At 62.8% G+C, this 14,729-nt stretch carries 11 protein-coding genes; 3 read left to right on the top strand and 8 right to left on the bottom strand.

The window, feature by feature from the left end:
• Positions 1–18: 18 nt before the first annotated feature.
• Complete coding sequence (gene mmsA / locus RG540_RS11330) at positions 19–1,581, top strand: multiple monosaccharide ABC transporter ATP-binding protein (protein WP_038543711.1); 1,563 nt, start codon at positions 19–21, stop codon at positions 1,579–1,581.
• Positions 1,578–2,768 (top strand): multiple monosaccharide ABC transporter permease, encoded by a 1,191-nt coding sequence (mmsB, locus tag RG540_RS11325; protein ID WP_038543709.1) that lies wholly within the window; start codon positions 1,578–1,580, stop codon positions 2,766–2,768. Before mmsA ends, mmsB begins: the two co-directional genes overlap by 4 nt.
• A gap of 134 nt (positions 2,769–2,902) precedes the next feature.
• On the opposite strand, the gene RG540_RS11320 is transcribed toward mmsB, so the two are convergent.
• Together RG540_RS11320 and RG540_RS11315 are read right to left on the bottom strand one after the other, a co-directional pair.
• On the bottom strand, positions 2,903–4,801 hold the full coding sequence (locus RG540_RS11320) for an ABC transporter ATP-binding protein (RefSeq protein ID WP_038587830.1): 1,899 nt from the start codon (positions 4,799–4,801) through the stop codon (positions 2,903–2,905).
• 10 nt (positions 4,802–4,811) lie between these two features.
• Positions 4,812–6,665, bottom strand: a complete 1,854-nt coding sequence (locus RG540_RS11315; protein WP_174479283.1) for an ABC transporter ATP-binding protein — start codon at positions 6,663–6,665, stop codon at positions 4,812–4,814.
• 342 nt (positions 6,666–7,007) lie between these two features.
• On the opposite strand from RG540_RS11315, the gene RG540_RS11310 reads away from it, so the two are divergent.
• Positions 7,008–8,564: a prolyl oligopeptidase family serine peptidase gene (locus RG540_RS11310; RefSeq protein ID WP_038587827.1), complete on the top strand. Its 1,557-nt coding sequence runs from the start codon at positions 7,008–7,010 to the stop codon at positions 8,562–8,564.
• Here the strand turns inward: RG540_RS11310 and RG540_RS11305 are convergent, their stop codons facing one another.
• From RG540_RS11305 to RG540_RS11280, 6 genes are read right to left on the bottom strand one after another with little or no spacing between them, the layout of a single operon-like run.
• Positions 8,565–9,656 carry a pyridoxal-phosphate-dependent aminotransferase family protein gene (locus RG540_RS11305; RefSeq protein ID WP_038587824.1) on the bottom strand — a complete coding sequence of 364 codons (1,092 nt, stop codon included), beginning with the start codon at positions 9,654–9,656 and terminating at the stop codon, positions 8,565–8,567. It lies immediately after the preceding gene.
• The gene (locus tag RG540_RS11300; protein ID WP_038587820.1) at positions 9,646–10,443 is read right to left on the bottom strand and encodes an ABC transporter ATP-binding protein; all 798 of its coding nucleotides are present in this window, start codon (positions 10,441–10,443) and stop codon (positions 9,646–9,648) included. The genes RG540_RS11305 and RG540_RS11300 overlap by 11 nt, the downstream gene beginning before the upstream one ends.
• Positions 10,440–11,222, bottom strand: a complete 783-nt coding sequence (locus RG540_RS11295) for an ABC transporter ATP-binding protein (protein WP_038587817.1) — start codon at positions 11,220–11,222, stop codon at positions 10,440–10,442. Before RG540_RS11295 ends, RG540_RS11300 begins: the two co-directional genes overlap by 4 nt.
• A complete protein-coding gene (locus tag RG540_RS11290) occupies positions 11,219–12,049 on the bottom strand; it encodes an ABC transporter permease (protein WP_038587815.1) in 831 nt (276 codons plus the stop codon). Before RG540_RS11290 ends, RG540_RS11295 begins: the two co-directional genes overlap by 4 nt.
• Complete coding sequence (locus RG540_RS11285; RefSeq protein ID WP_038587812.1) at positions 12,046–13,035, bottom strand: ABC transporter permease; 990 nt, start codon at positions 13,033–13,035, stop codon at positions 12,046–12,048. The genes RG540_RS11290 and RG540_RS11285 overlap by 4 nt, the downstream gene beginning before the upstream one ends.
• A gap of 40 nt (positions 13,036–13,075) precedes the next feature.
• Positions 13,076–14,680 (bottom strand): ABC transporter substrate-binding protein, encoded by a 1,605-nt coding sequence (locus RG540_RS11280; protein WP_038593569.1) that lies wholly within the window; start codon positions 14,678–14,680, stop codon positions 13,076–13,078.
• Positions 14,681–14,729 lie beyond the last annotated feature (49 nt).

Raw genomic sequence — 14,729 nt, 5'->3', positions numbered from 1 at the left:
CTGTTATCCGGAGTCATTATGCTCGATCCTGTCTCTCTTCCCGAAAAGCCGCCCATTCTAGAAATGCGGGGCATTTCGAAGAGCTTTGGCGCCATCAAGGCGCTTTCCGATGTCAGCTTCACCGTCAAGGAAGGTGAGATCCACGCGCTCGTCGGCGAAAACGGTGCCGGCAAGTCGACGCTGATGAAGGTCCTGTCGGGTGTGTATCCGCACGGCTCCTATGAAGGCTCGATCCTTTTCGCGGGTGAAGAACGCCACTTCCGCGACATCAACGGTTCCGAGAAGCTCGGCATTATCATCATCCATCAGGAACTGGCGCTCATTCCGCTGATGTCGATCGCGGAGAACATTTTCCTCACCAACCCGCCGGCGCGTTACGGCGTCATCGAGCGGCATGAGCGGCATGAGCGCACCAAGACGCTACTCGCGAAGGTGGGCCTTACTGAACGGCCAGATACGCTGATCACCAATATCGGCGTCGGCAAGCAGCAGCTCGTCGAGATCGCCAAGGCGCTTTCGAAGGATGTGCGGCTGCTCATTCTCGACGAGCCGACCGCGTCGCTCAACGAGACGGACAGTGCTGCGCTCCTCGAACTCCTGAAGGAGTTTCGCGCGCATGGCATCACGTCGATCCTGATTTCCCACAAACTCAACGAAATCTCCGCCGTCGCCGACCGCATCACGGTGCTGCGCGACGGCCGTACGGTAGGCACCCTCGATTGCCATGCCGGGCCTGTCGAAGAAGACGAGATCATCCGCCGCATGGTCGATCGCGACCTCGAAAGCCGCTATCCGAAGCGCGAGCCGAAGATCGGCGAGGTGATTTTCGAGATCGACAACTGGTCGGTCTACCATCCGCTGCATTCGGATCGTCAGGTGGTCAAGAACGTGTCGCTGAAAGCCCGCGCCGGCGAGATCGTCGGCATTTCGGGCCTGATGGGCGCAGGCCGCACCGAGTTCGCGATGAGCGTTTTCGGCCGCTCCTGGGGCCGCGACATCACCGGCACCGCAAAACTGCACGGCAAGGAAGTGGACCTTTCCAACGTGCATCGCGCGATCAAGGCCAAACTTGCGTATGTCACCGAAGACCGCAAGCAGCTCGGCCTCATCCTGCCGGAGGACATCCGCAAGAACGTCTCGCTCGCCCATCTCGGCGGGGTTTCCTCGCGCGGGGTGATCGATGACATCGCCGAGATGAAGGTGGCTCAGGAATTCCGCACCCGCATGCGCATCCGCAGCCATAACGTCTATCAGGAAACCGGAAAGCTCTCGGGCGGCAACCAGCAGAAAGTGGTATTGTCGAAGTGGCTGTTCACCGAGCCTGACGTGCTGATCCTCGACGAACCGACGCGCGGCATCGATGTCGGCGCGAAATATGAAATCTATACGATCATCAACGAGCTCGCCAATGCGGGCAAGGCGGTGATCGTCATCTCGTCGGAAATGCCTGAGCTGATCGGCATTTGCGACCGTATCGTGGTCATGCACGAAGGTGCGTTCGTCGGCGAAGTCGCCGGCGAAGAGGCCACGCAGGAAAATATCATGCGCGCCATCATGCGGCGCAAAGGGAGAGAAGTATGAGCACCCCCCAGGAAACAATCGCGGTGCCGCAGAGCGCGGCCGGTTTTCTGAAGGACAACCTGCGCGATTTCGGCATGCTGATCTCGCTGGTTGTCATCGTCATCTTCTTCCAGGTCGCCACCGGCGGCGTTCTTCTGATGCCGCTCAACATCACCAACGTGGTGCTGCAGAACAGCTATATCGTCATCATGGCGCTTGGCATGCTGATGGTGATCGTCACCGGCCATATCGACCTGTCGGTCGGTTCGGTGGCCGGCTTCATCGGGGCGGTCGCCGCGGTTCTGATGGTTCAGTATGACGTCAACTTCATTGTCGCGACGATCCTGTGCCTGGCACTCGGCGGGTTGATCGGAGCCGTTCAGGGATATTGGGTCGCGTATTTCAAGATCCCGTCCTTCATCGTAACGCTTGCGGGCATGCTCGTGTTCAAGGGCCTGATGATTTCGGTGCTCGACGGGCGCTCGATCGGGCCGTTCCCGCCGATCTTCCAGAAGCTGTCGTCCGGCTATATCGTTGAGCTCATCTCTTCGGCCGGCGGTCTCTACATCACTTCGCTCCTGCTCGGCCTCGTTCTTGCGGTGATCCTCATCGTGCAGAATATCGCGAGCCGCAAACGCCGCATTTCACATGGCGTCGAGACGGAGCCGTTCGGTTTCTTCATCGCCAAGAACCTGCTGATCTTCGCCGGCGTCGGCTACGTCGCCTTCCTGATCTCCTCGCATCGCGGCATGCCGAACGTGCTGATCATCATGGCGGTGCTCATCGCGGCCTACGGCTTCCTGACCAACCGCACGATCATCGGCCGGCAGATCTATGCCGTCGGCGGCAATATCCGCGCCGCCGAACTTTCGGGCATCAAGACGACGCGGCTGACCTTCTGGACATTCGTCAACATGGGCGTTCTGGCGGCGCTGGGTGGTCTCATCGTCGCAGCCCGTCTCAACACGGCGCAGCCAAAGGCAGGCATCGGTTTCGAACTCGACGTCATTGCCGCCTGCTTCATCGGTGGTGCGTCCGCCTATGGCGGTGTCGGCAAGGTGACGGGTGCCGTCATCGGCGCCTTCATCATGGGCGTGATGAACAACGGCATGTCGATCCTCGGCATCGGCATCGACTACCAGCAAGTGATCAAGGGCCTGGTCCTGCTCGGCGCCGTCTGCGTCGACGTCTACAACCAGCGGCGCTGAGGCGCCGCTTTCCTTCGAGATTGCCTGATGAAACTTGAAAGCCCGGATGCGTCAGACGCCTCCGGGCTTTTTTGTGGGCTGCTCTGGTGTCGCGTCGGCTTCAGGCGCGACGGGTGGAACGGTCCAAACCGGCTTCACGTCGCCTGCTCGGTCACCGCCTCTTCGATCACATCCTCGGGGATATCATCGAAGGACGAGTAGTTAAGATTGTAGAGTTTCGAATAGAGCTTTTTGTTCTTCATCAGCTCGCGGTGATTGCCGCTCTCGATCAGCTCGCCGTTCTGCAGCACGATGATGCGGTCGGCCTCTCGGATCGTTGCCAGGCGATGGGCGATGACGAGGCCGGTGCGGCCTTCGAGCAGCTTCACCAAAGCCTTCTGGATCAGCATTTCGGTATAGCTGTCTATATTGGCGGTCGCCTCGTCGAGCACCAGGATTTTCGCATCCGCCACAAGCGCGCGGGCAAAGCTCAGAAGCTGGCGCTGGCCGAGCGAGAGATTGCCGCCGCGCTGGCCGAGAATGCTTTCGTAACCATCCGGCATGCGCATGATGAAATCATGGGCGCCGACTGCCTTGGCCGCCTCGATCACCTGTTCGCGGGTCGCGTCCGTCTTGTGGTAGCGGATGTTCTCGAACACCGTTCCGGTGAACAGGAACGGCTCCTGCAATACCATGGCGATCTGCCGGCCGAGCGATTCCTGGGTCAGGTCGCGCACGTCGTGACCGCCGACCAGAACCTGGCCCTGCTGCACGTCGTAGAAACGATGGATCAGCGACATACAGCTGGATTTGCCCGAGCCCGTTGGGCCGACCAGCGCGACCGTTTCGCCCGGGTTCACCTTGAAGCTCACATGTTTCAGGACCGGGTGCTTGGGATTGTAGCCGAACACCACGTCCTTGAATTCGACCGAGCCGTCCATGTCCGATGTGAGGACCTTGGCGTTCGGCGCATCCTGGACATCGACCGGTACATCCAGCACTTCGGTCAGGCGCTGGCCGGATGCCATGGCGCGCTGCATCACCGAATATTGCAGCGTCAGCGACCGGATCGGGTCGAAGAAGCGCTGGATGTAGAACAGGAAGGCGACCATGACGCCGACGTCGAGCGCCTGGTTGAGCACGCGGGCGCCGCCGACCACGACGACCAGCGCCATCGCAAGGCCGGTCAACGAGTCGACGATCGGCACCATGACCTGGGCGTATTTGGCCGCATTCAGATGCGTGTTGAGGTTGGCGCGGGCCTTGTCGTCATAGAGTGTGAAGTTGACGCTCTGGCGGTCCATGCTCTGGACGGCGCGCACGCCGTGGATGGCTTCGGCAAGCGCGCCGTTGGCGATCGAGTTGGTTTCATGCGCGGCCATGAACGATTTTCGCGCCCGCGGCAGCCAGAAGAGGCGCACGACGAAAAGGACGGGCAGGGCGCAGAGCGTCAGCAGGCCGAGTTTGAAATCGAGCGTCAGCATGACGAAGACGATGCCGAACAAAAGGGTGATGTCGCCGACCGAGAGAACCGAGGTTTCGAGGAATTCCTGCATGGAATTGACGTCGCCCTGCAGGCGCGACATCAGTCGTCCGACTTCCGTCTTGTCCATCCAGGAGAGCGAGACGCGCTGCAGATGGGTGAACATCGCCCTGCGGATATCGAAGAGCACGTCTTCGGCGACGCCGCCGACCAGCGTTTCCTGCGCATAGCTGGCCGCGAAATTGATGAGGATCGCCACAAGAAAGGCAACGATCGACCAGATCAATATCGACTGGCTGTCGCTGCCAGCCTGCATGCCGTGGTCGATCGCGTAGCGGATGATCAGCGGGATGAGGAGCTGCATCGCCGTGAAGGTCAGTACCGCAAGCACGGCCCAATAGATCTTGGTACGATAAGGCCGCACGAAACCCCAGATGCGTCTGACGATATCGCTGTCGAAGACCTTGCCGAAGATTTCCTCTTCGATGCGATGCGAGCCGACCACCGCGCGGGGCGGGCGCCTGCCGTCGTCACGAACGTCGGAGCGTTCGGTTTCCAGTTCCTCGGCCATGTATCCTCCCTCAGGCGCTGAGTGCGTCGTCGCCTGGACGTACCTGCAGATCGTAAAGCGCCTTGTAGCGGCCGCCGAGCGCCAACAGCTCGTCATGCGTTCCGCTTTCGACGATGCGGCCTTCTTCCATGAACAGGATGCGGTCGGCATGCATCAGCGAGCTCAGGCGATGGGCGACGATGATCGTCACCCGGTCGGCGGCGTATCTGCGCATGGCGCTACGAATGCGCTGTTCGGTGCCGGCATCGATTGCCGCCGTCGAGTCGTCGAACACCATCACCGCCGGCCGCAGCATCAGCGCGCGGGCGATCGACAGGCGTTGGCGCTGGCCGCCGGAGAGCGAAACGCCGCGTTCGCCGACGACGGTGCCGTAACCGGTCGGCAGCCCGAGCACGTAATTGTGGAGCTGGGCGCTTTCGCTGGCGCGCTCGATGCGGCCTTCCTTGGCCCAGGGGTCGCCATAGGCGATGTTGTTCTCGATCGTCGTCGTGAACAGGAAGCTGTCCTGCTGGACCACGGCCACCGACCGGCGCAGCGACTGCAGCGTGGCGTGGCGGATGTCCTGGCCGTCGATGGTGATCCTTCCGCCCGTCACATCGTAGAAACGCGGGATCAGGTGCGCCATGGTCGATTTGCCGCTGCCGGGCGGCCCGACGATGCCGATCGTCTCGCCGCGCTTCGCCTCCAAGGACACATCGGTCAGGACCTGATGCTTTTCGGCGCCTGGATAGGCGAAATCGACATTTTCGAACCGCAGCGTGCCGTCGGTGACCTTCAGCTCCTTGGCGCCCTTTTCGTCCTTGATGGCGATATCGAGATCGAGCAGTTCGAACAGGCGCGCGCCGCAGGTGGAGGCGCGGGCAAAAGCGTTGACCATCAGGCCGAGCTGGCGCACCGGCATCTGCAGGATGGTCATGAAGGTGAGGAAGGAGGTGAGCGTGCCGACGGTCATTTCGCCGGCCATCACCTTGGTGCCGCCGACCCAGAGCACGAGGCCCATGGAGGCGAAGAAGGACAGCGTCATGGCGCTGGTATTGGCGACGCGGATGCCGACGCGCTGATGTGCCAGCGATACCGCGCTCTTCGACGCCACCTCGAACTTGTCGAGTTCGTGGTCCTGGGCGGCGAAGGCACGCACGACGCGGATGCCGCCGAGGTTTTCTTCCATGACGCGGGTCAGCACCGAAAGCCGTTCCTGCAGGTCGAGCCAGGTGGCGCGTAGCCGGAGCTGGGTCACCGACGACCGCCAGCCGACGAAGGGCACGAAGCTCAGGGCCAGCAGTCCGAGCACCACGTCGGTCGACAGCAGAAGATAGGCGCCGATGCCGATCAGCACGGTCAGCAAAACCATGCGCACCAGCGCGGTCGAGAAATACATGCGCACGCCTTCGAGGTCGAGCAGCCCGACGGTGATCAGGTCGCCCGAATGCATGCTGTCATGGAAGCTGAAGGAGAGCCGCTGGATCTTTTCGTAACAGGCGAGCCTGAGGCGGTAGCCCATATGATGGCCGACCGCCTCGCTGAAATAGTTCTGGAACAGGGTGAAGATGCCGCGCAGCACGCTGGCGCCGAGTAGGAGCAGTGCTGTCGTCAACAGCGCATCCTGGGCCGCCTGGCCGGCATCACCGCCGGTCAGTGCCACCTGCGTGTGATCCACCGCCTGACCGAGCAGCCGCGGGATCATCAGCTGGAAGCTGGAGGCGATCAGGGTCGCGCCGATCGCGAAGCTCGATTGCCACGGATGACGGAAGGCCATGACGGTAATGCGGGTCAGTATCGAGAAGCCTTTGCCCCAACCTGCCGCATTCACCAGCGCCAACGAAGCCGACGGCTTCGCGACGCGAACTGTTGCATCGCTGCTCACGGTTTTATTCCAAAATGAATTACAGAGCCGGAAAAATATCCGGAAAGACGGCCATTATGAGATGAAGATTCGAGACTTGGATCTAGCCTGCATACTGAAGCTGATCAGTCAACCGATTTGGACCGAAAACGAAACCCTTGTGATGATTTTTTGATCTGTGTGTCGCCTGAATTTTCAGCAACGGGCCTCTCGGTATTCCAATGCCTGAGCATGCGGATGCGGGAGGGAGAATGCCCATCAGGATGTTGACCGCGCTTTCTTTTGTCTCCGTGCATATCGCTAGGTCAGTTCCAGCCTGATATCGTCGCGTCATAACTCACATGAAAGAGGTTTGGCTTTCGCATGACCAGCGGCCTTCATCACATCACCGCCATCACCCGCAAGATCCAGTCGAATGTCGATTTCTACGCAGGTTTCCTCGGCCTGCGGCTCGTCAAGCGGACGGCCGGCTTCGAGGACGCTCGCCAGCTGCATCTGTTCTACGGGGATGGTGCGGCGACACCCGGTTCGCTGGTGACCTTTCTTGCCTGGGAGGACGGCTCGCTCGGGCGTGTCGGGCATGGCGCGCCGAGCGAGATCGGTTTCGCGATTGCGCCCGAGGCAATCGGTTTCTGGCTGACGCGCGCGCTGCAGTTCAACGTCAAGCTTTCCGGCCCGGCCCAGGAATTCGGGGAACCGGTGTTGCGGCTGATCGATCCGGACGGGATCATCGTCAAGCTCGTCGGCGTCGAGGAGACGACGCCCTGGGTCTGGTGGAGCGGCGGCGGCATAAGCGAGGTGGATGCGATCCGAAAACTCTATGGGGCGACGATCCTTTCCGAAAAACCGGAGCAGACGGCTGAGTTTTTGACACGCCACATGGGGCTCAGGCTCGGGTCGAAGGACGGTAATATCCAGCGGCTGGTGTCTGATGCGCGAGATATCGTCGATGTCCGTGATGCGGGCGGTTTCTGGACTGCGGCACCCGGCACCGGCACGATCGACCATATCGCGTTTCGCGCCGTCGATCGGCCCGAGGTCGAGGCGGTGCATGCGGGATTGCTGGCGGAAGATGCCGGCGAGATGAACATGCATGACCGGCATTATTTCCATTCGCTCTATGTCCGCGAGCCGTCCGGTACGCTGATCGAACTTGCGACGGACGGGCCGGGTTTCACGGCCGACGAGCCGGTTGAAACGCTGGGGTCCGAGCTATTCATCCCGGCGCATTTCAAGGAGGACCACGACGTCTTGCGGGTGATGCTGCCGCAATTCGGCCTGCCGGGGGAGGAACGCATCATCTATCGCGACCTGCCTTTCGTGCACCGCATCCACATGCCGGAAAGATGGGACGGTTCGACGCTGGTGCTGATGCACGGCAGCGGCGGCAATGAGACGACCATGCTGCCCTTCGGCCGCAAGGCGGCTCCGAACGCCATGCTGATCGGGGTGCGCGGGCGGTCCACGGACGAGGGGCATCCGCGATATTTTCGTCGTTTCACGGAGATGACGTTCGATCAGAAGGAGATCGTCTCGGAAGCGGAGGCCTTCGTCGCCTTCGTGGAGGAACTCGGTCCAGCCTATGGCGTCGATCCGGCGCGGACGGTATTTGCCGGCTGGTCCAACGGCGGCAACATGATCGGTGCGGTGATGCAGCTTCATCCGGACCTGATCCGCAGAGCGGTCCTGCTGCGGTCGATGAACTGCCTGGAGGATCGGCCAGCCGTCGATCTTACGGGCGCCCAGGTCCTGTCGCTCAGCGCAACCGACGATTTTTACGGTTCGCTGGCCCGGGAACTCGAAGAGCGGCTTTTCGCCGACGGAGCGGAAGTCACCGCCAGAACGCTTGACGCCAATCATGGTATCGGCACCGAGGACGAGATGATCGCCCGTGACTGGCTGATCGAAAAAGGCTTCTAACTAGTCGCCGTAATGCAGAGCGATGGCATCAACCGCCGCGGATATGTCCGCCTTGAACCCACGCCTTCGAAGGGCCATGCCATAAGCGGTCAGATTGCCGAGCACGATATCGAAACGGGCACGCTGGCCGGTATGGTTCAGCCGGATCAGCCGCTCGGCGCCGGGGCCGACGCCGGCCGAAAGCTCGATGCCGCGCGGGGCGACGGAGAGCACGGCGGCCGGATCGGCTGCGGCCGGAAGCTTGGCGGTCGTCACCAAGTTGGAGCCATGCAGGGCGTCGATCCAGAGTTCGCCGCCCATCGCGACGAGCGCCGCACGGGTCGCACGGGCCGCGCGGACATGCCTGGCAACGATCGCGTCGATACCTTCCGCCTCGACGCGATCGAGGGCCGCTTCGAGCGCAAAGAATTCCAGCGGGGCGGTGGTGCCGGATAGTGCGCCGCGGCCAGTTTCGAGCCAGGCTTTCTGGTCTAGAAGCGAGAGAATCGAATCCCTTGGCGCCCCTTGTTCAGAAATCAGTTTCCAGGCGGCAGGGCTGACGGAGAGCGCCGAAACCCCGGCCGGTCCTGCCAGCGCCTTCTGCGGTCCGATAACGGCGATGTCGATGCCGAGTTCGTCGATGCCAAGTGCATGGCCGCCGATCGAAGCGACCGCATCCACCACCGTGACGATACCGCGCGAGCGGGCGAGCGCGACGATCTCCTCCAGCGGGTTGCGGATGCCGCTTGCCGATTCCGCATGGACGAGGGCCAGGACCTTGATGTCCGGATGTGCATTCAGCGCCGCCTCGACCGCTTCCAGCCCGATCGGGCGTGCGGGCTCTGCGGCGAGATCGACAACCTCCGCACCGCCACGCCTGAGCCAGGTGCCGAACCAGCCGCCATACATGCTCGTGACGATGTTGATCGCCTTCAGGCCGGGGCGGGCGAGACTGAGAGCAGCCGCCTCGAGCGCGACAACAGCTTCCGCCTGGATCAGCAGCACGTCGTTGCGGGTCTTCAGGATTTTGGCGATCCGGTCGGCAATCGCAGCATAACGCGCCGCAGGGAAGGAGGGGGCGTCGTTCAGCGGGTTCCAGCGGTCAAACGTCATGGGAAGGTCCTTCCGTTGGCTCTGTCACAAGGCGTGGTACGGCACCAATCAGGGCCCTGGCCGCCGAAGATTGCGGGTTTTCGATCACTTGCCGCATCGGCCCGGTCTCGACCAGCCGGCCGGTTTCCATGACCGCGATCCGATGCGAGACGGCGCGCAGGACGGCGAGATCATGCGAGACGAAAAGATAGCTGATGACGCGCTCTTCCTGCAACTCGACCAGCAGTTCGAGGATCTTGCTGCGGATGGAGACATCCAAGGCCGAAACAGCCTCGTCGAGCACGATCAGCGACGGTTTTGTAGCGATGGCGCGGGCAATGGCGATGCGCTGCCGCTGGCCGCCGGAAACCTCGCGGATCGACCGCTCTGCATAGTTCGCGGGCAGGCCGACGCGATCGAGCAGCGCTGCGATCTCCCTCGTTCGCTCGGCTTTCGGCACGATGTCGTGGATGCGCAATGGATCATCCAAGACCGAGGCAACGGTGGCGCGCGGGTTGAAGGCGCCCAGCACGTCCTGAAACACCATCTGCATCCGGGCACGGCGGCGGCGCAGGTCGGCGCCGGACAGCGTGAGCCAATCCTCGCCCTCGAACCGGATGCAGCCGGCATCGGCCGGCAGCAACTGCATCAGGATACGGGCGAGGGTGGATTTGCCGCTGCCCGAAGCGCCGACCAGGCCAAGCGTCTCGCCGGGTTCAAGCGTCAACGAAACATCGTTGACCGCCGCGACCTCACGGCCGCCGGAGGAAAAACGTTTCGAGAGGTTTTCGATCGCCAGCAGGGTCACAGCACGGCCTCCCGGATGAGCGGCGGCGTCGTGAGGTCGCGATGGCTGGCGATCAGCGTTTTTGTGTAAGCCTCTTTGGGAGAGGTGAGGACGGAGTCGGTCAGGCCCGATTCCACCAGCCTGCCATCCTTGAAGATCGCCACGCGGTCTGCAAAGCCCGAAGCCAGCGCGATATCGTGGGTGATGAAGATCAGCGTCATGCCGGCCTCCCTTACCAGCTCGTCGAGCAGCGAGACGATCTCGGCCTGCACGACCATGTCGAGCGCGCTGGTGGCCTCGTCGGCAATCAGGATGCCCGGTTTTGCGGCAAGGGCGGCGGCAATCGCGACGCGCTGGCGCTGGCCGCCGGAAAGTTGATGCGGAAAGGCTTTCATCGCCTTATCCGGCTCCGGAATGCGGACTCGCTCCAGCATTTTTAGCGCATGGGCATAGGCCTCTGTCCAGGACAGGCGGAGATGTCGGCGGGCGCCTTCGGCCACCTGTTCGCCGACGCGGAGCACCGGGTTGAGGCTGGAGGACGGGTCCTGGAAAACGAAGCCGAGATCGCGGCCGGGCAATGGCGTCAGGCCGGAGGACCATCGCATCTCGCCTGCCAGCCGGGCACCCGGCGGCAAGAGGCCGGCCAAGGCGCGGGCGAGCGTACTTTTGCCGGACCCGCTTTCGCCGATGATCGCCAGACGTTCGCCGGCGGCGATATCGAGGTCGATCTGGTTCAGCGCCGGCAGCGTCTGGCCACGATAGGTGACCGACAGGTTTCTGATCTGGCAAAGCGTGCTCATGGCTCTAGCCTCCGACCGCCAAGCGCCTTGGTGAGGCCTTCGCTGAAGAGGTAGACGCCGACCACCGTGACCACCAGGGCGATACCCGGGATGATCGACAGCGACGGCGAGGAGCGCAGGATGTTCCGGCCCTCTGCAATCATCGAGCCCCAGGTGACCACGTTCGGATCGCCGAGGCCGAGGAAGGAAAGGGCGGCTTCGGTGAGGATCGCCGCTGCGACGATGATCGCGGACAGCGCCAGAACCGGTGGCAGGGCGTTGGGTAGGATTTCCCGGAAGGCGATTTCGGCCGGGTGCATGCCGATCACCCGGGCGGACGCGACATAGTCCCGCTCGCGGATGGAAAGCACCTGCGCCCGCGTCAGCCGCGCCGGATCAGCCCAGGCGCCGAGCGCGATCGCCAGCACCACGACCGGCACCGAGGCGCCGATGACACTGACGAAAGCGAGCGCCAGCAGGAAGCTCGGGACGATCTGGAAGGCGTCGACGACGCGCATCAGCCCCTCGTCGACCAGGCCGCCGGCAAAGCCGGCCGTCAGGCCGACGCATAGGCCGATGGCAATCGCCGCCAGCGCCGCCGCAAGGCCGACCGCCAGCGAGGTGCGGGTTCCGTGGAGGATGCCGGCCAGCACATCGCGGCCGAGCCGGTCGGTGCCGAGCGGAAAGGCGGGGTCGGTGAAGGGCGGCAGCAGCGCCCGGCCGGCGATGCGCAACGGATCGCCGAGGGACAGCATCGGCGCGAACAATGCCACGAGCACCAGAGCCGCCAGGATGCCGAGCCCGATCGCGCCTTCCGGCGTCCGGATGAGATCGCGAAGGAGCCTCATGAATTGGGCTCCGAGGCACCGACACGGGGGTCGAGGGCGGCATAAACGAGATCGACGAGGAGATTGACGCAGATGACCAGCACAGCGCTGACGACGATGATGCCCATCAGCAGCGGCGTATCGCGGCCGCTGACGGCCTCCTGCGCCAGCCGGCCGAAACCGGGAATGGCAAAAATGCTCTCGATGACGACGCTGCCGCCGAGCACGGCGGCCGATTGCAGGCCGAGCATGGTGACGAGCGGCAGAAGCGCATTGCGCGCCACATGGCGCAGCACGATGCGGCTGCGGGAGAGGCCCTTGGAGCGGGCGAACAGCACGAAATCCAGCGTCCAGGCCTCGGCCATGCCGGAGCGCATCACCCGCAGGAACAGCGCCATGTAGATCAGCGCCAGAGCGCCGACCGGCAGGACGAGGTGCCGGGCGATATCCATGGCGCGGGCAAGCCCGACTTTGCCGGAGGCGATCGTCTCGATACCCGAGGTCGGCAGCCAGCGGAGCTGCACGGCAAAGACGATGCTGAGCACCAGGCCCAGCCAGAAGCTGGGGATCGCGTAAAGAATGAGGGAACCGGTCGAAAGCACTCTGTCCCTTATACTTTCAGGCTTTGCACCGGCGACAATGCCGAGCGCGGAACCGAGCCCGAAGGAAAGTGCCGTGGCGCTGCCCATCAGCAGCAGGGTGTTTGGCAGGCGCTCAAGAATGAGGTCGAGAACCGGTCGTCCGAAAGCGACCGACCAGCCGAGATCGAGCCTCGCCAGCGACGAAAAATAGAGCCACAGCCGGGCGAGCATCGACTGGTCGAGACCATAGGCCTGCCGCAGCGACTGGGCGATGGTCGCGTCGCCACCGCCGATCGACAGGAGATAGGCATCCACCGCATCGCCGGAGGCGGATTCGAGCAGAAGGAAGGTCAGGACGATGACGATCAGCAGCACCGGAATGCTGCTGATCGCGCGACGTCGGATCAATCGAATGGCACGGTTCACGCCGGAAAGCGCCTCTGAATCGGATAGTCCGTCAAGCCTATCACGATTTCAGCGCGGTATCCGACCAGTTCGAGACTGCCCAGCGCGGATTGTTGGAGACGTTCGAAACCGTATCGCGCGCTACCGTGATGAAGCCCCATTCGGCGACGTTGATCAGCGGCAGGTCGGTGGCGACGATCTTCTGGAACTGCTTGTAAAGTTCCGTGCGGGCCGCAGTGTCGATAGTTTCGGAGGCCCGGCCGATGATGCCGTCGAGCTCCTTGTTCTCGTAGCCGCCCTGATTGGAGAAAGGCACGCCGGCCGGAATGCCGGACTGGACGAGAATAGTCGTCGAGATCGCCGGGTCGCCGCGGAAGACCGGTGGGCCGATGGCGAGATCGTAGTCGTGATCCGTATAGACCGCCTTCTGGTGGGCGGCGGAATCGGCATTGATGAGCTGCGCATCAATGCCGACGGCCGCCAGCGCCTGGCGCAGGTAGTCGCCAAACTGCTTGGTTTCGTTGAAATAGGGCGCGGGACGCAGTTTCAGCGAGAAGCGGGTGCCGCCCGCGCCCTTCTTGTAGCCGGCCTCGTCGAGCAGGGCGTTCGCCTTGGCGATGTCGAAAGCGTAGGTCGGCACGCTGGCATCGTAGAATTCCGGCGCGTTCTTCGGCACGGGGCCGGTGGAGGCAGCGGCGTAACCGAGGAAGATCGTGTCGACGACGAATTTCTTGTCGATCGCATGGGCGATCGCCTGGCGCACCTTGACGTCACCGAGCTCCTTGCGGCGATGGTTGATCTCGACAACGAGCTGGTAGGTCAGCGCCTCGTAGCCCTTGGAGATCACCTTGATGCCCGGCACCTTGGAGATGCGGGCGAGATCGGTGAGCGGCACGGCCGAGAAAGCGGCGAGTTGGATCTCTTCGGCTTCAAGCGCCGCGCCGGCGCCGGCGCGGTCCGGCAGGACGCGGAAGATGATCTCGTCGATCTTAGGTTCGCCCTTGCCCCAATAATCGGCGTTCTTGGTCAGGCGGTAATATTCGCCCGGCTTGTATTCTGTGAGTTTGAACGGACCGGTGCCGACCAGTTTCACATTGGCCGGATTGGTGGCGATGTCCGTGCCTTCATAAAGATGTTTCGGCACGACGCTGCTGACGACCGGCAGGGCGTTGCGGATCAGCTGCAGCGGCGTGGGCTTGGAGAACTTGAAGACCGCGGTCGTCGCGTCCGGCGTCTCGACGGCTTCGAGATTGGCGAAGACGAGGCGGCCGAGGTTCTGCAGCGGCTTCCAGATGCTGAGTGCCGAATAGGCGACGTCGGCCGAGGTGAACGGCTTGCCGTCATGCCATTTCACGCCCTCACGCAGCTTGAAAGTGACCGACTTACCGTCAGCCGAGCCTTCCCAGGAGGTTGCGAGGCGCGGCGCCAGGCCGTCCTTGCCATCGAAGGAGGCTTCTGCCAGCGGCTCGATCACCTTGCTGGCGATGAAGAACACTCCGTTCGAGGCGACGATCGCCGGGTTGAGGTTTTTAGGTTCGGAGTCTGCAGCGACGATCAGCCGGTTGCCGGCGCCCTGAGCAAGGGCGAAAGTCGGCAAAGCCGTCGAGGCGAGCAGTGTACCGCCCACCTGCAAAAGGGTCCGTCGGGATAGGTTGGCGATCGTCATTGCGCTCTCCTGCGTCCAGCCATTTTTCAGCATATTGCCAGCGAAAATG

Source organism: Neorhizobium galegae bv. orientalis str. HAMBI 540 (genome assembly GCF_000731315.1).
In the GTDB taxonomy this organism is placed as follows: Bacteria; Pseudomonadota; Alphaproteobacteria; order Rhizobiales; family Rhizobiaceae; genus Neorhizobium; species Neorhizobium galegae.
The sequence above is the reverse complement of the archived record's forward strand: the minus strand, read 5'-3'. Positions and strand labels throughout refer to the sequence as shown.

Excerpts from the sequence above, each read along its gene's own strand:
- mmsA (WP_038543711.1), top strand. The coding sequence starts at position 19 with ATGCTCGATCCTGTCTCTCTTCCCGAAAAGCCGCCCATTCTAGAAATG.
- mmsB (WP_038543709.1), top strand. The coding sequence starts at position 1,578 with ATGAGCACCCCCCAGGAAACAATCGCGGTGCCGCAGAGCGCGGCCGGT.
- RG540_RS11320 (WP_038587830.1), bottom strand. The coding sequence starts at position 4,801 with ATGGCCGAGGAACTGGAAACCGAACGCTCCGACGTTCGTGACGACGGC.
- RG540_RS11310 (WP_038587827.1), top strand. The coding sequence starts at position 7,008 with ATGACCAGCGGCCTTCATCACATCACCGCCATCACCCGCAAGATCCAG.
- RG540_RS11305 (WP_038587824.1), bottom strand. The coding sequence starts at position 9,656 with ATGACGTTTGACCGCTGGAACCCGCTGAACGACGCCCCCTCCTTCCCT.
- RG540_RS11295 (WP_038587817.1), bottom strand. The coding sequence starts at position 11,222 with ATGAGCACGCTTTGCCAGATCAGAAACCTGTCGGTCACCTATCGTGGC.
- RG540_RS11290 (WP_038587815.1), bottom strand. The coding sequence starts at position 12,049 with ATGAGGCTCCTTCGCGATCTCATCCGGACGCCGGAAGGCGCGATCGGG.
- RG540_RS11280 (WP_038593569.1), bottom strand. The coding sequence starts at position 14,680 with ATGACGATCGCCAACCTATCCCGACGGACCCTTTTGCAGGTGGGCGGT.